10 protein-coding genes are annotated in these 23179 nt (G+C 41.0%); 7 read left to right on the top strand and 3 right to left on the bottom strand.

Features of this window, described 5'->3' with window-relative positions; translation table 11 throughout:
- Nucleotides 1–33 precede the first annotated feature (33 nt).
- Nucleotides 34–1488 carry a SusD/RagB family nutrient-binding outer membrane lipoprotein gene (locus DMZ48_RS04845; RefSeq protein ID WP_143953990.1) on the bottom strand — a complete coding sequence of 485 codons (1455 nt, stop codon included), beginning with the start codon at nucleotides 1486–1488 and terminating at the stop codon, nucleotides 34–36.
- Between the two features lie 10 nt (nucleotides 1489–1498).
- Entirely contained in the window at nucleotides 1499–4645 is a 3147-nt protein-coding gene (locus DMZ48_RS04840; RefSeq protein WP_143953989.1) for a SusC/RagA family TonB-linked outer membrane protein, read from the bottom strand.
- Between the two features lie 577 nt (nucleotides 4646–5222).
- On the opposite strand from DMZ48_RS04840, the gene DMZ48_RS04835 reads away from it, so the two are divergent.
- From DMZ48_RS04835 to DMZ48_RS04805, 7 genes are all read left to right on the top strand, one after another.
- Nucleotides 5223–7118 carry a DUF3604 domain-containing protein gene (locus tag DMZ48_RS04835; RefSeq protein ID WP_143953988.1) on the top strand — a complete coding sequence of 632 codons (1896 nt, stop codon included), beginning with the start codon at nucleotides 5223–5225 and terminating at the stop codon, nucleotides 7116–7118.
- 5 nt (nucleotides 7119–7123) lie between these two features.
- The gene (locus DMZ48_RS04830; protein WP_143953987.1) at nucleotides 7124–7993 is read left to right on the top strand and encodes a peptidyl-prolyl cis-trans isomerase; all 870 of its coding nucleotides are present in this window, start codon (nucleotides 7124–7126) and stop codon (nucleotides 7991–7993) included.
- Nucleotides 7993–8979 (top strand): HupE/UreJ family protein, encoded by a 987-nt coding sequence (locus tag DMZ48_RS04825; protein WP_143953986.1) that lies wholly within the window; start codon nucleotides 7993–7995, stop codon nucleotides 8977–8979. The genes DMZ48_RS04830 and DMZ48_RS04825 overlap by 1 nt, the downstream gene beginning before the upstream one ends.
- Before the next feature lie 308 nt (nucleotides 8980–9287).
- Nucleotides 9288–13442 (top strand): hybrid sensor histidine kinase/response regulator transcription factor, encoded by a 4155-nt coding sequence (locus DMZ48_RS04820; protein WP_143953985.1) that lies wholly within the window; start codon nucleotides 9288–9290, stop codon nucleotides 13440–13442.
- Between the two features lie 811 nt (nucleotides 13443–14253).
- A complete protein-coding gene (locus DMZ48_RS04815) occupies nucleotides 14254–17460 on the top strand; it encodes a SusC/RagA family TonB-linked outer membrane protein (protein WP_143953984.1) in 3207 nt (1068 codons plus the stop codon).
- A 17-nt stretch (nucleotides 17461–17477) separates the two neighbouring features.
- Nucleotides 17478–19196: a RagB/SusD family nutrient uptake outer membrane protein gene (locus tag DMZ48_RS04810; RefSeq protein ID WP_143953983.1), complete on the top strand. Its 1719-nt coding sequence runs from the start codon at nucleotides 17478–17480 to the stop codon at nucleotides 19194–19196.
- 27 nt (nucleotides 19197–19223) lie between these two features.
- Nucleotides 19224–20021: a hypothetical protein gene (locus tag DMZ48_RS04805; protein WP_143953982.1), complete on the top strand. Its 798-nt coding sequence runs from the start codon at nucleotides 19224–19226 to the stop codon at nucleotides 20019–20021.
- A 289-nt stretch (nucleotides 20022–20310) separates the two neighbouring features.
- On the opposite strand, the gene DMZ48_RS04800 is transcribed toward DMZ48_RS04805, so the two are convergent.
- A complete protein-coding gene (locus DMZ48_RS04800; RefSeq protein WP_143953981.1) occupies nucleotides 20311–23160 on the bottom strand; it encodes a M16 family metallopeptidase in 2850 nt (949 codons plus the stop codon).
- Nucleotides 23161–23179: the final 19 nt, after the last annotated feature.

The following is a 23179-nucleotide window of genomic DNA, read 5'->3' as shown; positions in this document are numbered from 1 at the left end:
TAACTGACCCCGTTATCAATCATGCAACTTAAACTATTTGGCATCCCATGTAGTTCCTTTGGCAAACCAGTCAGGCTGGCCAACAGCACTTACATTCGGATTTCTTTCCACCTCATTGAGGGGATACGGAAATCTTCTTGGATAAGTTTCCGTATTAAATACGTTCTGTAACATATAGTCGAAATCAAATTCCGGGTAACCGGTTCGCACGTAATCCAGATAGGTCTCTCCGGTTCTGAAAACATCAGCTATATACTTTTGTTCGATGATCAGTTTCTGAGCACCTTCTTCATCAGCGGGCATGTCGAGCGACGATTGTGCCAGATAAGTGGTTATATCCGCTTCAGCTACACCAATATATTCCATATCTGCTCTGGCTCCTGCTTTCATCGCTTCTTCTGCCATAGCCCAATCCCCTTTTAAAGCATAAGCCTCGGCCCGCAAAAACTGAGTTTCTGCATATAACATAACATGATCAGGATACGACATTGAAAGATACGTGAAACGATAATGGCTGGGTGTTTGTCCCGGTTGTACCACTGCACCTGATTGTAACCCGGCAAAACTGTCCGGAAATTCCTCAGAATTGGTGAACATGATAGGCCTTCTCGGATCGTTATAGGAATTCATAAGATCGATAAGAAAATTACCAGGTGTTAGTCCGAGTCCTCCTGAGTAGGCACGATTCATATAGGAATACAGAATATTAGCATTTGCCAGTTCATCGAGATGTTGCCATGCAACGTTATCATCATTGGAAGCTAAACCGTTCTCAAGATAGGAAAGTACCAGATCTGCCTGTTCGGTCTTGGAATAGCCGGGAGCATAGATGAGTCGCATCGCCTGTCTTGCTTTCAGCGAATAGGCAAATTTCACCCATTTATCCATATCCCCTCCAAGTATGTAATCATCGTTATCAGGTACGATCTCACCTTGATTTGGTGCATTTAACAGTTGGATCGCCTCATCCAGCAGGCTTATGGCATGTGCATAGAGTTCCTCCTGAGAGGCTAGTGTAGGCTGAAGATTATCAAGTCCCTGTATAGCATCTTCCAAAGGTGCCTGATCATATACATCAGCGATATAGAACCAATGATGAGCAGCGATGATCCCGGCTACCGCCTGATAGTGGGTATTGGAATTAGCCTGTGCCTTGTTATAGAGTTCAACAGCATGTTTTAAAGAATTGGAATAGGAATACCAAACCTCATTTCCATAACTCGCATTGATATCCATAGATTTTGAGGTTGACCCTTCTATTGAATGCCAGGATAACCATTGAACATTCCCTTCCCAGGTATCCATTTGATTGTTTGCAAATTCTACCCATTCTGCCTCTACTCCGATCAGCATCACATCTTCTGTAATCAGCGGACTATCAACGATGGCGTTAGGATTCTGGTCAATATCTGTCCAGCTTTCACAACCTGTAAGGACAGAAAGCAGGGTCACCATAACGAGAGAGCGTTTTATTGTATTTCGTTTCATAATAATCAAATTAAAATTTGGCAGTTAAGGTGAATGTATATGTTTTGGTAGACGGCATACTATACCCCATATAGGCATTACCGTTGCTGATACCATCAGTGTTAACTTCCGGATCAGGACCTTCAAATCCATCCTTGAACTTTCTCCAGAGATTTCTTCCTGAAAGAGAAACATCCAGAGCGGTCAGTCCGATATTGGATAGGAATTTCTTTGGGATCGAATACCCCAGATTTACCTCTCTCAACTTGATATAATCTCTAGGCATCACATTATCTTCCCAAACGGATTGTGCAACTGTCTGCCAGTATAAATCATATCGTGTAGCCTCCGGAGTTTCACTGGTCACCACCACCTGACCGGTACTATAATCATAATGTCCCATCACCCCATCAAATGTGGTCATATTGTCTTCCGGTCTGTTCTCCTGATGCGCTGCCATTCCATAATAGGTAAGGTAGTGATCGTTCAAACTATATACGTAACCTCCCACACTCATATCGAGTAATGCAGATAAGGTAATGTTCTTATATCTGAAAGAAGTTCTGAAACTCCCCAGCCAGTCTGGCGTAGTTTGTCCGAGTATCTGATTCTGAGTATTATCCGCCAGAGGTCTTCCATAACCGGCACCCGGATTATCATCCAGAACAAGACGACCCTGATCGTCACGAAGGAAACCAGGTCCGTAAATCACCGGATAAGGCTGACCCACAACAGCAGTACCGTAAGAACCAACACCGATCGGCTCATTGTTTGTTCCAAGGTTATCTACTTTAGATTCATCTTTTGAATAATTGATGTTCACATTCCATTCAAAATCTTCGGTTTTTACAGGAGTTGCTGTGATTGCCAGTTCCACACCCTTATGTGTGATTCCACCGATATTTACATTCCCATAGGTATATCCGGTAGAAGGCAGGAACTGTTCGCTCAAAATTTGGTTCTCACTCCAGTTGTGATAATAGGCAAAGTCGATTCCAAGTCGGTTATCCAGAAAATTAAGCTCTGCTCCGATCTCAATCTCACTCTTAAACTCATTGGTAAGTCCTTCATTAGGCATCTGCGTGGTGGAAAGGTAACTTCTTTGTCCGTTAAAAGGCCAGGTTACCCCTTCTCCTCCGGCATCACCAAGTACCACATTTCGCGAATATGCTCCTGCTGGCGCACCTACCTTCGCATAACTGGCTCTTAATTTACCGTAGTTGAAGATATTCGATTCCGGTAAAAGTTCACTGAAGACAAAACCTAAACTATGGCTTGGATAGAAAAAACTGTCAGCCACACTGGATGCCCAGTCATTACGGCCTGTTATGGTATAATATAAAAGGTTCTTATACCCGATCCTAGCTTGTCCGAAGAAGGAATACGTTCTGAATAAACTCAAATATTCATAGGCGGTATACCCACTGACATTGGTCGTATTATAGATTCCGGGTAAGATCAAACCATTTCCATTATAGACCAGCTGTCGACTTCTGTTCTCGGAAATGTTATGTCCGACTAACGCCATCACATCAAAATCTCCGAACTTATTATCATACGTAATGGTCTCGGTAGATTCTATACTTCGGTTGAATTGTTCATTCGTAGAATAACTTCCCTGTACGGATGCGTACCCACCTTTATTATAATGTGTATCCTGATGAATACTTGAAGTATTTATACCGGTGATGGATCTGAAACTAAGTTTTGGAACGATCTCATATTCTACTGTAACGGTCGCATTGAAACGATCACGGATATTATTACTACCTAAATTATCCATCACCCATAGATACGGATCTCTGGATCCTCCCCGGTACGATCTAAGATTTCCGTCTTCATCATACAGCGGATAAGGATTCCAGGTATTCGGTGTACCTAAAACCGTATTCATAAAAGCACTGTTAGAACTATCTTCTCCAAGCCTTGAATTCTTCTGAGTAGAATACATGATGTTAGTGGATACCGATAATTTTGGTGTGAACTTAAACGTGGTATTAGCATTAAGTGAATTTCTGCGATACTCAAGCGGTTCAAGAATACCATCATTCATCAAATTACTATAGCTTACAAAATAAGAGGCTTTGGAAGATCCTCCGGAAACACTTAACGTACTTTCATTGGTAAATCCTGTTTTAAAAATATCCCAACGATCATAATATTGTGCTCCGGGAACATCTGCAATCCGTGGTCCAAAGCTCGTAGACGTAAACGCGCTTTCACCGTCTACATAACTCCAGTCTGTACCATCCCAATATCCCTGAGACCAGGATTTCTGAAGTGGGATCTCATAGATCTCATCGAAACTGGAAGAGTTAGAGAAGGTGATCACAGGTTTCGCCTCGTAGGTTCCGGATTTAGTAGTGATCAGAATCACCCCGTTTGCTGCTCTACTCCCATAAAGTGCTGAAGCTGAAGCACCTTTCAGCACACTCAGACTTTCGATAGAATTAGGATCTATATCTCCTAATCCTGAAGACGAACTACTGTTGGAAGCATCAAACGGAACACCGTTAACAACGATCAATGGCTGGTTGTTACCTGTAATGGATGAACCTCCTCTGATCACAATCCGTGTACCACTACCCGGTTGACTCGAAGTGCTGGAGATCTGAACTCCGGCAACTTTACCACTCAAAGCACTTACAAAGTTGTTGGCAGCTTTTACATTACTGATATCATCGCCACCTACCTGAGCCGTAGCATATCCCAGTGCCCTTTTATCACTTTTAATACCAAGTGCCGTAACGACTACCTCTCCTAAAGCTTCGGCATTTTCCTGAAGAACCACATCAATAGTGGTCTTTCCTCCTACCGGAATCTCCTGGGTTATATATCCAATATAGGAAACAGAGATCACAGCATCCGGAGACGAAAGTTGAATTTGAAAATTACCATCAAAATCGGTCTGAACTCCATTCGAAGTTCCAACCTCCATAATATTTGCTCCCGGAAGCGGAGTTCCCGTAGCATCTACTACAGTACCACTGATGGTAAGTTGAGGTTCGTCGGTAACAGTATTTAGTTCGTTTAAATGAATACTGTTGTTCATTCCAGAATTCTCTACGGTCACAGGATTCCCTGTTTCAGCAGCAGACATGGAACAATAAAACACCCATATGCCAAAAATAAATGCCTTATTAAGCACTTGGGTGGGTAACTTTATCAAGTTTTTCATAATTTAATTTGATCAATTGGTTGTTGGTTTCTTTTTCTTTAAAGCCTTTCGTTTTTGAAGTTTCGAAAGTGATTTTTAAACTAAGGTGTTATTCATATCAATTTTTGGATTAAACATTATTCAGATCGTTAATAAATGAATTGATGACATAGTGAATTAGGCCCGGAAGATCCGTAAGGTCATTGCAGATCATAATATTCAGCGATTGAACAATTCTCAGCATTTGTTGGAAAACGCTAAATTATCCACAGCCTAAACACTATTTATCAAACATTATCTGTAGTGTTTTTGTAATTTTTTTACTGAAACTAAAAAAGAAAAAAGGAGGTAAAAAATAAGTGGTAATATAATATCGGTAATTGCTAATATCTAATATGTCTGCCTATCTAAGCAGGTAAAAATCACCCTTTTTACAGAGGTTCGTGGTGAATTGTACATTGTAATTCCATTCTCAATTCTCAATTCTCAATTCATAATTCTCAATCCTCAATTCTAAACACTCTATTAATTCATTATTTTTCAATACATTAGAGATCCTAACTAATGCAAATCACTGTAATTTTAAAAAAGGTTTTTTATGAAAAATTCGTTTTTAGCATTAGCCATATTTCTTGCTCTTTACGGCTGCAAAGAAGACCCCAAAAAAAATTCCTCCACTGAAAAAATGACTTCCACCGAAACTCACATGAAGGAAGAGGTGCCAACAAATTCTTTAAAAGAGGTGTATTGGGGTGACCAGCATTTACACACGGCTTGGTCTGCTGATGCAGGGGCTGCCGGTACCCGTCTGGAACCAGCGGATGCCCTCAGATTTGCCCGTGGAGAAGAAGTGACCACCGCGACCCATCAAAAGGCCAAGCTTAAACGGCCGTTGGATTGGTTAGCCATTGCAGATCATTCTGATGGTGCCGGAGTGATCATGGCAGTGATCAATGGAGATGAATCGGTGATGGGAGATCCTGTTGTTGCCCAGTATCATGAAGATATGCAAGCCGGAGGTGAAAAAGCTGCAGCGGTAATGATGGACCTGATCAACCGGCAATCAAATAATAATCTACCTCCCGTATTTACCGATCCTACCTTCGCTAAATCTGTCTGGCTGGATAATATTGAAATCGTTGAAAAATTCAACGATCCTGGAAAATTCACTGCTTTTATAGCCTATGAGTGGACCTCAAATTATGGGGGCGGAAACAACCTTCACAGAAATGTCATCTACAGAGATGGTGGTGATATCGCAAAACAAATGAGTCCGATGACCACCTTTGATTCAGAAAATCCTGAGGATCTTTGGAAATGGATGGCTAATTTCGAAGAGAAGACCGGAGGATCCCTACTGGCTATACCACACAACGGAAATCTTTCGAACGGCCTCATGTTTAAAACAACCGCTTTTGACGGCTCTCCGCTATCCAGTGAATTAGCCGCTTTACGAAATAAATATGAGGTCTTGTATGAAATTACCCAGGGTAAAGGTACCAGTGAGTCCCACCCTATTCTTTCACCAAACGATGAATTTATAAATTTTGAGCTCTGGGATCGTGGTAATCTGGTGATGGTACCGAAGACCAAGGAAATGCTGCAAACTGAATATGCGCGTAAAGCTTTAAAGGACGGACTAAAATTAGAAAGTGAACTCGGGGTGAATCCATTTAAATACGGATTTGTCGGCGGTACCGATGCCCATACTTCCTTATCTACCGCTGATGAAAATAACTATTGGGGAAAATATCCTTCCTCTGAACCCAGTCCGGAACGCTGGGAAGAAAAAGCACTTGATTTTCCATCCGGGTTCGTACGTGGCTGGGAATTAGGAGCTTCCGGTTATACTGGTGTTTGGGCTACTTCCAATACGAGAGAAGCCTTATGGGATGCCATGAAGCGTAAAGAGACCTATGCTTCCACCGGACCCCGAATCACAGTGAGATTCTTTGGTGGTTTTGACTATACGGAAGGTGATATAAATGCAAATAATAGTGTCGCCATAGGATATGACAAAGGGGTTCCTATGGGTGGTGACCTTACCACTGCTCCCGATGGAAAGTCCCCTGTATTTATGATCAGTGCCGTTAAAGATCCGGAAAGTGGTAATCTTGACAGAATACAGGTGATCAAGGGATGGTTAGATGCCAAAGGAGAAACTCATGAGAAAATCTACAATGTTGCATGGGGTAATGCCGATAAAAGAAATTTGGATGCTCAGGGTAATCTTCCTCCTGTAGGAAATACGGTAGACGTATCTAAAGCAACCTGGGAAAATACCATTGGTGACACAGCTCTTAAAACCTTTTGGAAAGATCCGGAATTTGACCCTACACTCAAGGCCTTCTATTATGTCAGGGTTCTGGAAATTCCTACGCCACGATGGACTACCTATGATGCCGCTAAATACAATATTAAAATGACCGATGAAGTGCCCAGAACAATTCAGGAAAGGGCCTATACTTCCCCGATCTGGTATAATCCAAACTAAGTACCATGAAAAAATTTTTAAAAGAGCCGCTATTACATTTCTTTGTGCTGGGTGCATTGTTCTTTCTCGTTTACGGTATGATCAACCGATCTGAAAATGAGGAAGAAATCATTGTAGACAATGCTGATATCGAGCATATGATCGAGATCTGGGAAATGCAGTGGCAAAGACCTCCTAGTTCAGAGGAATTACAGGGAATGATCACTAAATATGTCGACCAGGAAGTGATGTACCGGGAAGCTCTCCGCCTGAATCTGGATCACAATGATGAGATCGTAAAAAGAAGGCTGGCGCAAAAGATGGAATTTCTGGGAAATGATTTATCTGCTATGGTCGCTCCTCCTACCCATGAAAACCTCAGATTATATTATGATCAGCATCAGGAAAAGTATGCCACAGAATACGTATATACACTTCATCAGATCATCTTTACTGCCGATAAGAACGAAGACCCGATCAGGAAGGCACAATCGGTTTTAAAAGAATTGCAATTAGGTAATATCAAGGATCTGGTAACCGCAGGTGATAATTTCCCGCTTCCATATTTCATTGCGGAAGCAGATGAATTTAAGCTAAATCGTGAGTTCGGTGAAAAATTCACCGAACAACTAGCTGCTTTAGAGACCGGGAAATGGATCGGACCTGTCATATCGGGGTTCGGAGCACATCTCGTATACATCGAAAGTAGAAAGGATCCTGTAATACCGAAATTTTCACAAGTTGAAGAACAGGTAAAAAGAGATTTTGAATATGAAATGGTTAAGGAAAGTAAATCAGCCATCCTGAATGAATTAAAAAAGAGATATAACATTCGCATCGAAGCTGATAATATCGATCAGGAATTGAAAAAAGAATTCGCAACCAATCAAAACTGATGAAATTATTCAAACATATCATTATCGTATGTATTTTTCTCATTTCAGGAAATGTCGTTGCCCATGAAATCAGACCTGCATACCTACAGATTATACAGACAGATCATGAAAATTATGAGGTATTATGGCGCGTACCTGCCATGGGAACTATGATCTTGCAAATCTATCCGGAATTCGATCCGTCCTTTACGCTTACTGAAACCGGAATACCCAAACCAGTTTATGCTTCCGTGATCAATCGATTTACATTATCCGGACCGAATGAGCTTGCCGGAACGTACCTTAATATTGTCAATCTCAATAAAACGATGGTCGATGTTCTGGTTACGATTACATATCTCAATGGTGAAGAATCAACACTGATGCTTCAACCAGATTCTCCATCAGGATTACTTCCCGGAAAAACCGGTAAAGGGCAGGTGATACAAACCTATACCCGATTAGGAATTGAACATATTTGGCTGGGAATCGATCATTTGTTATTTGTGCTTGCACTGATCATCATTACTAAAGGCTTCAGAAAGATTGTAAAGACCATAACCGCTTTCACTTTAGCCCATAGTATAACCCTAAGCCTTGCTGTTCTCGGTTATGCTGATTTACCCGCACCTCCTGTGGAAGCAATGATCGCATTAAGTATCGTTTTTCTGGCATCAGAGATCTTAAAGATCGATCAGGGAAAACCCACCCTGACTTCGGAAAAACCATGGTTGGTCGCTTTTTCATTCGGACTCCTGCATGGTTTTGGCTTTGCCGGTGCACTTTCGGATATCGGACTCCCTTCAACTGAGATTCCCCTGGCACTGGCTTTTTTCAATATAGGCGTAGAAATCGGACAAATACTTTTTGTGATCCTGATTATCGGAATATTACGACTCATCAGCTTAAAAAAAGAATGGCCAACCTTTGCACGAAAAATTCCCGCCTATGCGATAGGTACGGTCGCAGCCTTCTGGACCATCGAAAGAGTGATCGGATTCTTCTAAGTAAATGAAAAGGATAGTGGTAAGCGGTAAATGGTAAATTGTAGATTTTAGGTTATAATTCAATTCTTAATTCTCAATTCTTAATTCTCAATTCTCCATTCTCCATTCTCCATTCTCAATTCTAAGAATGAACTCAAACCTTATAGTTATCCGGCCTTAACTTGCAAAATATTATGTGATTACCTGTTAAAATAGTACCATGATGGAGGATTTATTAATATATCAAATGATTAAATACTTTTTTTAACAAAAAATTATGCTATTTTTGATAATATCGTAAACCGATAAGCTAACACCGACAACACACTATGATCAAAAGATCCTCTTTGATTTTTTGCTTCCTGATAAGCTTTATGCTACAGGCACAGATTGAATCTCCAAAATTCAGTTTTGTGAGTGTGAATGATGACATGCCTAAAGCTGGTATCTATTCCATCAATCAGGATGATTACGGATTTATCTGGATGTCTACTAATGGATCGGGATTATTTCGTTATGATGGAATGGAGTATAAAGGCTATAATCATGTTCTTAATGATACCTCCTCTCTAAAAAGCAGTGTGGTTTACACTACCTTCCTGGACTCAAAGCAGCGCTTGTGGGTTGGTACAGAGAACGGACTTAATCTCTATGATCGGGACAATGATCATTTTATAGATATTCCGAATGGAAATTTTGGTGACTACCTCAATGATTATATCGCCATAAAAAGTATCACCGAAAGTACTACGGGAAAATTGCTCGTCGGGACCTATGACAATGGGATGTTTATGGTTGATCCGGATAATTTTTCGGTTAAGCCCGTTAAAACAATTACAGCTGAACCATTTGACAGAGTAAATGTGCTTGCCCTGACCCGTGATGAAACCGGAAAGATCTATGCAGCAACTACGCTTGGTCTGATGGAGTTTGATCCGAAGACCAACAGCATACAGCATTCCGTATTTGGAGATAAAAAAATTACGGAAGCCCTTGAATCTTTAAAATTCGATCCGTCAGGAAATCTATGGCTGGGCTCTTATCGTGCCGGTTTGATAAAAATAGCTGCAGAGACCGATTCGAGAAAATTTGGTGAAAAGATCATGGTCTCACCAATCTCAGACCATCCGATATTCTCCATACTACCTTTGGAAAACGGAGGTTTGTTATGTGGGACGGAAAATGACGGTCTTTATCATATCAATACTGATGGAGCGGTCATACATCATTACGTTACCAGCAAGCGGAATGAAAAAAGTTTATTATCAAATTCAATCTGGTCCCTTTTCAGAGATAAGGATGAAAAGATCTGGCTTGGATATTACAACAAGGGTGTTGCGATTCACGACGAGCTATACGACAAGTTCCAGGACATTGAAAGTCTGTATAACAATACGAATTCATTACAATCCGGATCAGTGAAGTCTATAGTTCAGGATAAAGAAGGTAGATTCTGGATTGCTATGGATGGTGGTGGGATCGATGTGGTCGACCTTGCTACTAATGAATTTCAACATATCAATTCATCTGACAAGCATAGTTACCAGGGTTTAACTTCTGATTATATACAATCATTATGCATCGATAAGAAAGGAAACATCTGGGCCGGTAGCTGGGATAATGGATTGTACTTCCTCAAAAAAGGAAGCCGAAAATTCATAAATTATAATACCGAAAATACAAATAACGCGCTAAGTTCAAACACTATTGTTAGTTTAGCAGAAGACACGGAAGGAACCATATGGATCGGTACCTTCAATAACGGAGTTTGCTCGATCACCCCTACTGATCATAAGATCACCAATCATAACGAAGCGATCTTTGAACAAAATCATATTTCCAGCAGTAATATCTGGAAAATTCTAACAGACCAAAAAAACAATATATGGATCGGTACAACCAAAGGACTTTATAAGATTCGAAAATTGACTGGGGAAGAATTTGAAGTAACATCCTTAAACAGGAAGTTATCTGAGAAATTCGGGAATCAGATCACTGCGAATCATGTCCTCTCACTATTTGAAAGCAGGGATCATGCGATTTGGGTAGGTACAAAAGGTGCCGGAATGTGCCGAGTGGATCCTAAAACCGGAGAAATCACCTGGTATAACCGACAAAACGGACTGATATTCGATAATATTTGCAGCATAATCGAAAGTAAGAACGGAAATATCTGGTTTTCAGGAAATGCGGGAATTGCAAAACTCGATATGTCCAATGGCAGTTTTTCCCATTACACAAAGAATGATGGGTTGATCTGCAATGATTTTAATTTAAACGCAGTCTTTGAATGTTCGAACGGTAATATATATTTCGGAAATTATCAGGGTGTGGATTACTTCGATCCAGACAGAATTCCAGTCAATAAGAATGAGAATTCACTTTACCTGACCGAATTCAAACTGTTCAACACCAAGGTTTCACCTTTCCAGAAGAATTCACCCTTGCAAAAGGTTATTACCGTTACCGATAGTATTTCCTTGAATGCCAGTCAATCGGTTTTCACTATAGAATATTCCGGGATCAATTTTACCCGTCCGGAAGAAAATGAGTTCGCTTATTATTTGGAAGGCTATGAGAATAGCTGGAATTATGTGGGAAATGTTAGGAATGCAACCTATACAAACCTGGACCCGGGAAACTACACCTTTAAATTAAAATCTTCCAATAATGATGGAGTGTGGAATGAAAACCCATTAGAACTGAAGATTACCGTACTTCCACCCTGGTGGAAAACCAATTTGGCGTTGCTGGCATATCTCCTACTCTTTATCTGTGGTGTGATTCTATTGAACAAATTAACGCAAAGCAGAATCAGAGAGAAGCAGCTTGCGGAGAACGAACGTGCAAAAAGGGCTCAGGAAAACGAATTGAACGAAAAGAAATTTCAGTTCTTTACCAATATATCACATGAATTCAGAACGCCGCTTACACTGATCATGAATCCCCTGGAAGATCTTCTGAATAATGAGGATATGTCTTTGAGTCAGCGCATTCGTGAAAAACATAAGATCATTTATAAGAATACCTACCGACTTCATCGTCTTATCAATGAATTGCTCGATTTTAGAAAATTGGAATACCGCAAATTAAGGGTCAAAGCACGTCAATTCAACCTGAGAGCACTGGCATCGGATGTTACGGAACATTTTAAGGATGAGGCTTATACCCGTAATATACATCTCGGCCTTATCACCAACACACAAGACCTGCGTATCTGGGGTGATGAAAATATGATTGAAAAGATCATGTTCAATTTACTATCTAATGCATTTAAATTTACACCGGATGGTGGTAAGATCAATATCGAACTCTTTGCAAAAGATGATCTATGTGCCTTTCCCGGAGTTGCTCCTGGTTTTGTGTCAAAATCAGTAGAAATCACGATCTCCGATACAGGGCCGGGTATTGCCAAAGAGGAGATTGATAAAATGTTCGAACGATTCTATCAGATAGAAAGCCTGAATAAAAATTACTATGGTGGTACCGGGATCGGACTGGAAGTTGTGAGAAGCTTTGTAGAACTGCACAAAGGAGAGATCAAAGTGGAAAGTGAACTCGGTCAGGGGACCACGATCAAGATCAGTATCCCAGCTGGAAAGGATCATTTCTCTGAAGAGGAGATCATCACCGAAATCAGCGAACAGACCAATCAGCGTAAAACCATACCCGGGACCGGAATCTCTGAAACGATGGAAGCTCAGAAAGCTGCCACGATAGCAAATTGTTCCCGAACCTTATTGATCGTAGAAGATAATGCTGATCTCAGAAACTATCTGAAGAATGAATTAAAGGAGCAATACAAGATCATTACGGCTAAGAATGGAAAGGAAGGACTGGATCTTGCCAATGAAAATCAACCGGACGTAATCCTTACTGACGTGCTTATGCCGGAAATGAATGGGTTTGAGTTCTGTAAGCAGGTCAAATCGGATATCAGAACCAGCCATATTCCAATTCTGATGCTAACCGCTAAAGCCACCATCAATGACCGAATCGAAGGGATTGAAATAGGTGCTGATGCTTATATGGTTAAACCGTTCAATCTAAAACTGCTAAAACTACGAATATCACAACTCATCACCAGTCGACAGCTGATCTTCAATAAATATTTCAGTATCATTTCTGATCTGCCACAAGATATGCAGACGAATTCTCTGGATAAAGAATTCATAGAAAAGGTGTTCTTCTATATCAATGAAAATATCAGTGATCCTGATATCAGTGTGGAATCTCTGGCCAATAAATTAAATCTGAGTCGCAGTCAGGTCTATCGTAAGATTAAATCGCTTACCGATCAGTCACCGAATGAATTCATCAGAAATGTTAGACTTCAAAAAGCCAGGCAAATTCTTGAATCCGGAAACACCAATATTGGAAACGTATGCTATGCTGTTGGCTTTGCCTCTCCCTCCTATTTTTCCAAGTGCTTTAAGCAGAACTTCGGTATTTTACCCACAGAAGTTCAACCCGTTAAGATTTAAATTGGAGTAACGATCCCGGTCTCGGCCTACGGTGAGACAGGTGTGTCGTCGTTATTTAATGCTTGTTGATTTTAAATGTAAGAGTGACCTGAGTTATTTATGCTTCGCAGGCTCAAGGTATCTTTAGCCTTCGGCTATCAGTTTTACCAACTTTGTGTATATATTATGTTGCTGAAGGCAACACTTTCAAAAAATCAAAACAACATTATAAATAGCGATCAAAGGATCGCCTATTATAATAAGCTCAAGTCATCATGTCCCTGTATTAATAATTGTGCGAAACAAAAAACGACACTCAAGCATCATCGTGCGTCAGCACTATGATTGCGGTGACACTCGACGAAACCTAAGGCAGGCTTGCCTGAATTAGGGATGAATCCCGATAATTGGGGAGACACTCCCCCCTCGCCACAGTTGTCCCGAAAAATCGGGAACGGGATCATCGCCGGGTTAGCCAATTACCCTTCGCTACTTTAACAACTTCAAAATTAACACATTAACACCTGATGCAACAAATGTAGCATCCAGCCGAAATAGATGTTGCATACTCGTAGTTTTTCTCAAAGATTGCATCATTTGTTGCAACGGTTGCTCAAATCCTCCTAACAATTATTTAAGATATTTTTCACATTTACATAATGACTAAGAGATTTTCAAAATTCCGATGGAAGTACCTGAGCGAAATATTACTGATGGCAGCGATCATCAGTTTACTCGCATTTATCATCTTTTACATCCTTTAGATGCATAGTTCAGGAACGAATATCGTAATAGAAAGCTCAACACTAACTTAATAACTTAAATGATTAATATGATGCTAAAGTTTAAATTCATGTTTATTGCTTTGGTCATGGTTTGTACGCAACAGGCGTTCTCACAGACCCGGACCATTTCAGGAAACGTTACTGACGCTACCAATATGCCACTGCCGGGTGTTTCGGTAATGGTTGAGGGTACGAATAACGGAACCATGACAGACTTTGACGGTAACTATACCATCAATAATGTCGGACCGAACGACTTTTTGATCTTTTCATATGTCGGGATGCAGGAGAAACGGATTGCGGTGGGTACGAATGCTACCATCAACGCGGTTCTGGAAGAATCTCTTGAATCTTTGGAAGAGGTTGTGGTTGTAGGATATGGTGTTCAGAAGAAAGCGCTGACAACCGGGGCCAATGTCAATGTAAAAGGAGAAGACATAGCCCGTCTGAACACGGCCACCGCAATGGAGGCACTGCAAGGGGTGACTCCTGGGGTAAGTATTACACGAAACAGTGGGCAACCCGGGGCAGGAACCAAGGTAACTATTCGAGGTCTGGGTACAACGGGAAGTTCTAACCCTCTCTATATTGTTGATGGTGTTGCCACAGGAAATATCGATTATCTGAGTTCCGGAGACATAGAAAGTATTGACGTTTTAAAGGATGCGGCGTCTGCAGCGATCTATGGTTCACGTGCGGCTAACGGGGTGGTACTGGTAACTACCCGAAAAGGTAGAAAAGGGCGTCAGGCTCAGGTACATTATGAAACTTATTATGGATTTCAAAACATCTATAAGAATTTAACGCCACTGAATGCCCAGGAATACATGTATATCATGGATGAAGGTCGAGTAAATGACGGCTTAGCGCCCTATGACTGGCAATCAAGAATTTTGAATAACAGCTGGCTGAATAACAACTTTTCAGGTGATCTGGGAACTCAGTTAGGTGAAGATGTTTGGGCCATGTTACAAAATGGCTGGGAAGGCACAAACTGGATTGATGAGATGACCACCAAAAACGCTCCGATCTCTAATCACTCTATCAATATCACCGGAGGAAGTGAAGATATCGTATATTCTTTTGGAGCTTCCTATTTCGACCAGACAGGGATGCTCGGAGGTGATCTTACGAATGCAGGATTCAAAAGACTTACTACCCGTATGAACACCGAGTTCGTACTTTTTAAGAATAACAGTCATTCAATCATAACAATGGGTGAGAATTTCACCTATACGAATTCAGAGAACCGAAGTGTAGCTACCGGAAATATTTATTGGAACGACCTTCATAATGCATTGATACAACATCCGTTAATGCCAGCATACTGGGATAAATCTCCAAACCAATTCGGATTTACCCCTACTATGGAAGGGATTTCCAATTTTCAACATAATCCATTGGCAATTATGTTCTATCGCCATAATTATGCGAACTTAGGGAACAAGTCAAATTCCATCGTTGGAAACGTCTATTTGCAGATCGAACCTATTAAGAACCTCAAATTCCGCTCTTCCTATGGTGTGGATGCCTGGTTCGGACATAGTAGATCCTGGACACCAACCTATGCACTTGGAGCGCTATATAACAACTCTGTCGACGGGGCTTCTCAAAGTCAGTATTTTGGAAATAACTGGACTTTTACGAATACGCTAACCTATGATTTTGAGCTTGGTGATCATAAATTCAATGCGATGATCGGTAACGAACTTTACAAGAATCAGATCAACAATGAAGTAGGTGGTAGTATGGCTAACACGCGTTTCGGATTACCTGACTATGCCTTCCTGAACAACGTTGACAAATCGGATATTGGATCGATCAATACCTGGGGAGCCGACTGGGCTGCCGGTGGTGGCGGACTCATGTCATATATTGCCAGGGTTCAGTATAACTATAAAGAAAAGTATCTTCTATCAGGTAGTATAAGAGCAGATGGCTCTTCTAACTTCGCTGAAGATTTTCGTTGGGGATATTTCCCTTCAGTTTCCGCTGGATGGGTTATCAGTAAAGAGGATTTTATGGGAGATTCCGGTACTTTTATCAAATTACGTGGAAGCTGGGGTCAAAATGGAAATCAATCCATTCCTAACTTCTATTATACGACTACACTATCCTATGTGAATCCAGGATATTTCTTCGGAGATACCAAACCTATTTCCGGGGCTACAGCAATCCCTGCACGGGTTTCTAATCCAGACATCGGTTGGGAAACCTCAGAGCAGCTGAACTTTGGTGTGGATATGCGATTCTTTGATTCCAGATTGACCTTCACTGCAGATTGGTATGACAAATCAACTAAAGACTGGCTTGTTTTGGCTCCGCTATTAGGTACCGCTGGTGCTGCAGCTCCATATATCAATGGAGGTGATGTAAAAAATACAGGATTTGAAGTGATGGTGGGATGGAATGACAATTCCGGAGATTTCAAATACGGAGTAACTGTAAGTGGTGCCTATAATAAGAATGAGGTAACCAAATTGAATAATGCTGAAGGAATCATTCAGGGGCCAAGTCATGTTTTATCTCAAGGAACTGCTCCGGTATCAAGAGTACAGGTAGGTTATCCGATTGGCTATTTCTATGGATTTGAAACCGACGGACTTTTACAAAATCAGGATGATGTGGATGCATGGGTAAAACCGACCGACGGTACACCTTACTTCAGTGACCAACGTCCGGGAGATGTGAAATTTGTAGATCAGAACCAGGATGGGGTAATCGACGAAGCAGATAAGGTGGAATTAGGTAGTCCATTACCAGATTTTGAACTAGGTATCCAGCTCAATGCGGAATATAAAGGATTTTACGCAAATGCAACAATGGCCGGTAAATTCGGAATGCAGGTAATGCAGTCTTATCGTTCATTTGCTGACTCCCCTACTCAAAACTATACCACTCAGATCTTTCAACGCTGGCATGGCGAAGGAACTTCAGACAGGATTCCACGACTTAGTTCCGTTTCGAACAGAAACACAAATTATGTATCAGACATCTATATGCATGATGCAGATTACTTAAGAATCAGTAACTTAACAGTAGGTTATAGTTTAAGGAATCAATTAAAGAATGTAAACTATATCTCAGATATCAAAGTTTATATGGCAGTGAACAACCTGTACACCTTTACAGGATATGACGGAATGGATCCCGAAGTTTCTTTCGGGCATGATGCCAGTTGGGCATCCGGAATTGACCTGGGATTATACCCGCTTCCAAGAACGGTAATGTTCGGACTGAATGTAGATTTTTAATTAAAAATTAGAAGAAAATGAAAAAACTAGTTTATATACTATCTATTGCAGCAGCGACCGTCTCTTCGAGTTGTAATAACGACTTTCTGGATACTGATAACTTATATGAAAAAAGTTATGAGAACTTCTATAGAACACCTAAAGATATCGATGAGGCTATGTCTGGTGTATATAACGCCCTTTATGTAGGGAATCCGCATAGTAATGAAAGTATTGCTGCCAACCTTCTTTCAGACCTAATGTTAGGTGGTGGTGGTCCTGATGATATTTCCGCCAAGAATGTGGATGCATTTATGGATCCAGCTGAAGACACTTATCGTGATCTTTGGATTGAAACCTATAACGGTGCGACCAGAGCAAATATCATTATTTCCAAAGTGGCAGAATCTGATTACTCTGAATTTTTTGAATCTGAACAGGAAGCTGAACAATTCAAAATGCAAACTTTAGGCGAAGCCTATTTTATGAGAGCATTCTTTTATTTCAGAGCAGCAAAGTTTTTTGGCGGTATGCCGTTGATCACTGAAGTGGAAGGCGCTAGAGATGTTGCACGATCCAGTTATACTGAAACCTTTGGACAGATCGCATCTGACCTTAAAATGGCTATAGAAACTATGCCTGCTATTCCATTTTCGCAAATTCCAACTTCCCAATACGGGCATGCTAATAAATGGGTGGCTGAAGCCTACATGGCACGGGTTTATTTATTCTATACGGGCTATATGACCAATATTGAAGGGCAGGCTACCAGTGAGATCCCTTTAGCGGGTGAGGCTGGAGGTTCGATCACCAAAGCGAATGTATTGTCTTATCTCGAAGATTGTATGAATAACAGTACTTATGCCTTGGCGGATGATTTTAGAAACATTTGGCCTTATTCCTATGTAAATCAAAGCGCAGGAACCACAGTGTTACCCTGGGCTGAAAATGAAGGTCTGGAATGGGTAGGCCAGGATGGACTAAGTCCGACCTTTGGAACCGGAAATCCAGAAAGTATGTTCGTACTTCGTTATTCCACTACTAACTGGGATTGGGGTCAGGAATATAACAACCGTACTCCGCTTTTCTTTGGTATCAGAGATAACTCCATGGTTCCCTTCGGTCAAGGATGGGGTTGGGGCCCTGTAAATCCGAAATTATGGAATTCCTGGGATGATGCAGATCCACGTAAAAAAGGTTCTATCTTACAAATGTGGGATGCAGAACAAGGAACTGGTGGATATCAACAGGATAAAGGAGATCATGAAACAGGGCTTTTCAATAAGAAATACACCACATTACAACATGATGACCCCGATGGAGAAGATGGGGTTAAAGGGATGTTCTACTTCCTGTATGACATGAATAACGGGGATCCGTTACAACTCTGGGCAGCACAGGATTTCATCTATATGCGTTATGCCGATGTGCTCTTAATGCATTCAGAGATCTCCGAAACTGCTGACGGAATGAATGCAGTACGTAACCGAGCCGGATTAAGTTCAATAGGGTATTCATTGGATGCCATCAAAGAAGAACGTATGCATGAATTCGCATTTGAAGGTTTACGCTGGTTCGACCTGGTACGCTGGGGAGATGTAAATAATGCTTTTGGTGATCAGATCAATGTAAGGAATTCAGGAGTAGATGCTGTTTACAGTGTTCAATACAGACCTGAAACTAAAGGACTCGTTCCTGTTCCTGAATCCGAGATCAGGTTATCAAACGGTGCTTATGAACAAAACCCTGGATGGTAAATTAATAATCCTTAAAATTTAAAAATTATGAAATTGCATAATATAAAAAGAATTTTGGGTGTAGGTCTGATAGTATTGGCGACCGCCTGTCAGCCTATTGAAGACCCAGATTATTTAGAGAACTCCACCGATGTAGATGGCGTGGAACTCGTCGCCACCCAAAGTACTCCAGGAGGTAATAAGATCCAATTAGAAATGGTTAGTCCGGGTATTACAGGTTATTGGGACTATAACATCGGACAAGCCCTGACGAACAGAGTGGAATTTGTTTATCCAATTCCGGGAACCTCTACCTTTACCTATGTAGGAACTCTTGGAAAGGAATTCTTCACCAAGACTATCGATGTACAGATCGACGTTCTCGACAGTCCGTTGGAACAGGATTGGTATGATCTGGTGAGTGAGAATACCTCGGAAGGAAAGACCTGGGTTTTTGCAGGGGGGCCCTCTCCTGATGGTCAACGTTGGTGGTATATGTCTCCGCCAAATGATCCATCTGCCTGGGAATCTGCCTGGTGGAATGCTGCCGGTGATTGTTGTCCACCACAGGATGCTGCGGGAAAAATGAAGTTCGATCTTGATGGTGCTGCCAATTTCACTTATTGGGCTAACGAAAGTGCTTCTCCTCAATTAGCAGGTTTTGCATTGGATACAGAGAATATGACATTACAAATTAACGGTGGAAATATCCTTGGATTTGAAGAACCCTGGGGTAATCCGAATGGATTGTATACCATCATCGAACTCACCGAAGAACGAATGATACTTTACAACCCAAGTAACTCAGGAGGAACCGGATGGACCTGGATATTCAAACCAGAATAGCAACCTAACCACTACCCTGATATGAAACTATATTTAAATTTTTGATTAATTAAGTTAGTTTATGTCGAGCCTCATTATCCTTTTGGATAGTGAGGTTTTTTTATGCCGTTTTACCACAACGAATTCATTATATATCCTTTTTTGCAGTAGTCAAACCTTCCAGGGATATCGGAACGCTAACACACCTCTATTCCGACAACTCCTATGATTTCAGGCATGAAAAACCCTCCGTATTTCAGGAGGGTTCTTAATACTAAAACTTAAAAAATAATAATTATAAATGAAACCCTTAGAAACTCTGGTTTACTGTCTTTAACGCCGTCTTTTGAGCAGCTTCTTCCGGCACAAAAATTATATCCAGAAGGTCAGCATTCTTCAGGAACCGGCGAGCTGATCTTTGTATGTCTTTCGTAGTAACCTTATCCAGAATCTCCTCCAGATAGGCCGTTTGTGTCATATCTTCTCCATTCTCATAATAACGTTCCAATGCATCCATCCAGAATTTATTACTATGCATTCTGTTGGCTGTGGTCTTCTTCAGGTTTTGAAGAACCTTTTCTAGGTCATTTTCACGGACTTCTGATTGAATGATCTCCAGTTCTTTATAAACGAGGTCTTTTAAATGATCTACTCTTTCCGGATCGCAGCTAAATGATATATCCAGGGAAAGTTCTTCTCTGGGAACTCTACTGGCAGATGCATTGACTCTTACTCCATAAGTTCCTCCTTCTTTTTCTCGAATATTTTCGGTAAACCGAAGGTTAAGAATATATCCCATTATCGAATGTTCGATTAATCGCTTACGGTTATATCGAAAATTATCCTTCATTTTCATCATATAGGTTGCCTTTGGATGTTCCATGGCAACGGTGATCTTATGATGGTTCTCCCCCTCTGGAAAATGATCCTCATAAGTGATATAGGCCTCTTTTGAACCCTTTCCATTAAGTGCCCCGATATATTTCTCAACCAAGGTGCGGATACGCTTCTCTTTTACATTCCCAACGATGAAGAACGTGAAATCTGATGCATCATCAAATCGCTCTTTATATATTTCAACCATGCGATCAAAATCTACCGACCTTAAAAAATTGATATCCGATCTGACATGTCTTGGATCATTACCCCTTAGAATAGCATCGACCGTATCTCTCATTACCGATTCTGCGGTCTCCGGATTACTTTCCATCGATACTATGCTTCGAGCCAATAAATTGTCAAATTTATCCTCATCAAATCTCGGTTCTTCGAAACGCATGTATACCAATTTCATCATGGTTTCCAAATCTTTCGGCTCTGCACTGGCTGTCACTGTTTCAGAGGTTTTTCCCATGTAAAAACTGCTTTTTGCAGAACTCCCTGTCATTATCTTTCCATAGCTCACCGCATCAAAAGATCCAATACCGAAGCCTCCGATCATTTTACCTGCACTGTTATACGAGGGGAGATCTTCGACAGGATATAATGAAGATCCTCCGTAACTAACCGCTTTCAGGGAAATATTCGATCTTTGAAAATTGCTGTATCTGTAAACTACCCTTGTTCCATTTGAAAGCTTCCATTCCACCGCTTTGAAATCGTCTAATCGTTTCTCCTCAAGTATCTTTCCTCCCTTTGGCTCATAGGACAGTAGCTTCATATCTTCCGGTACACTATCCTGATATGGTTCCAGATCTAATAATTCCACCTCCTGAATAGCTGCCTGAAGTTCATTCAGTTCCGGATAGGTAAAATCTTCAATTACGGGACCGGTTACCGTAAATACACGATTCATTTCAACTACATTTTCTTGTGCAAATGCCGTGATATCTTCCAGAGTGATCGAAGGGATCACCTCCTTAACAAAGTCATACTTAAACTGTGGATCAGAAACAGAATACCCTTCCAGGAATGCGGTCTTCAATGATTTACAATAATTCTCCGAAGGCATATGACCACTATTTCTGAACTGTTTCTCCGCGGCCGCGAGCATGTTCTTTTTCATTCGGTCCAGTTCTCCTTCGGTAAAACCATACTGCAAAACCCTTTCAAGTTCTGCATAAACCGACCTGAATGCCGGGAGCATTGCATCTTCTCTTGCTTTTGCAACAATATCCAATGAATTATAACCTTTTACCAAACTTTTATAGTATATGCTTCCCCCCAGGAAAGGTGCATCTCCATCCGCAACCAACTCACCCAAACGTTTTTTCATCAAGCCATTGAACATGTTCTTAACGTACATCTTTCGTAAAGAACCATAGGTATTCGTGGTTTCGTCTTTGTGGCGAATACTAAGCGTTATCGTCCCGTATTTTAATTCTGTATCTGTAGCCAGTGCGTACTGATCATCGATACTATCCGGAATTTCAATGCTATTACGCGGTTTCGCATTTTTCACGGCCGGAATAGCTGAAAAAAGTTCAATGACTCTTTTTTCCACCTTTTCTGCATCGATATCCCCCACAATGGCTACCGCCTGAAGATCAGTTCGATACCAGTCGTGATAGAATTGCCTTAATGTCTCAGGATCAAAGTTTTTTACGACATCCATATTCCCGATAACATTCCTTACTCCGTAAATCGTACCGTTGTATAAGGTTGGGTTTATTTTTTCTCCTAAACGATAACCTGCATTGTATCGGGAACGCCATTCTTCCGTAATCACTCCCCTTTCTGCATCAATCTCTTTGGTTTCCAACGTAAGTTCATTACACCAGTCTCTTAAGATATACAGACAGGAATCGATCAGTTTCTCATTTTCCGATGGAACACGACTAATGTTATATACCGTTTCGTTAAGAGCTGTATAGGCATTTACATCCTTCCCAAACTTAACACCATATCGTTCCAGCATATCCAGCATACTGTTTCCAGGATAGGTACTGGTACCATTGAAGGCCATATGTTCCAGAAAATGTGCTAAACCATCCTGATCATCATTCTCGAGAACAGCACCTACATTCTGATAAATATAATAACTCGCTTTACCCGCAGGATGCGGATTATTCATAACGTAATAGGTAATACCGTTGGGTAATACGCCTGTACGAATACGGCTGTCGAAAGGAATTTCCTGATCAAGGTTCGAAAATTGCTGTCCGAAAGCCATAGTCGTGCCGAACAGCAACAGTAATAAGCCTGTTAATTTTTTTGTCATTCCCTATAAATTTTAAAGT

It is taken from the genome of Robertkochia solimangrovi (assembly GCF_007279655.1).
GTDB classification, from domain to species: domain Bacteria; phylum Bacteroidota; class Bacteroidia; order Flavobacteriales; family Flavobacteriaceae; genus Robertkochia; species Robertkochia solimangrovi.
Note: the sequence above shows the minus strand (reverse complement) of the source record. Positions and strands in the feature narration are given on the sequence as shown.

Coding starts and splice junctions, on each gene's coding strand:
- DMZ48_RS04820 (WP_143953985.1), top strand. CDS start 9,288: ATGATCAAAAGATCCTCTTTGATTTTTTGCTTCCTGATAAGCTTTATG.
- DMZ48_RS04810 (WP_143953983.1), top strand. CDS start 17,478: ATGAAAAAACTAGTTTATATACTATCTATTGCAGCAGCGACCGTCTCT.
- DMZ48_RS04800 (WP_143953981.1), bottom strand. CDS start 23,160: ATGACAAAAAAATTAACAGGCTTATTACTGTTGCTGTTCGGCACGACT.
- DMZ48_RS04840 (WP_143953989.1), bottom strand. CDS start 4,645: ATGAAAAACTTGATAAAGTTACCCACCCAAGTGCTTAATAAGGCATTT.
- DMZ48_RS04805 (WP_143953982.1), top strand. CDS start 19,224: ATGAAATTGCATAATATAAAAAGAATTTTGGGTGTAGGTCTGATAGTA.
- DMZ48_RS04835 (WP_143953988.1), top strand. CDS start 5,223: ATGAAAAATTCGTTTTTAGCATTAGCCATATTTCTTGCTCTTTACGGC.
- DMZ48_RS04830 (WP_143953987.1), top strand. CDS start 7,124: ATGAAAAAATTTTTAAAAGAGCCGCTATTACATTTCTTTGTGCTGGGT.
- DMZ48_RS04845 (WP_143953990.1), bottom strand. CDS start 1,488: ATGAAACGAAATACAATAAAACGCTCTCTCGTTATGGTGACCCTGCTT.
- DMZ48_RS04815 (WP_143953984.1), top strand. CDS start 14,254: ATGATGCTAAAGTTTAAATTCATGTTTATTGCTTTGGTCATGGTTTGT.
- DMZ48_RS04825 (WP_143953986.1), top strand. CDS start 7,993: ATGAAATTATTCAAACATATCATTATCGTATGTATTTTTCTCATTTCA.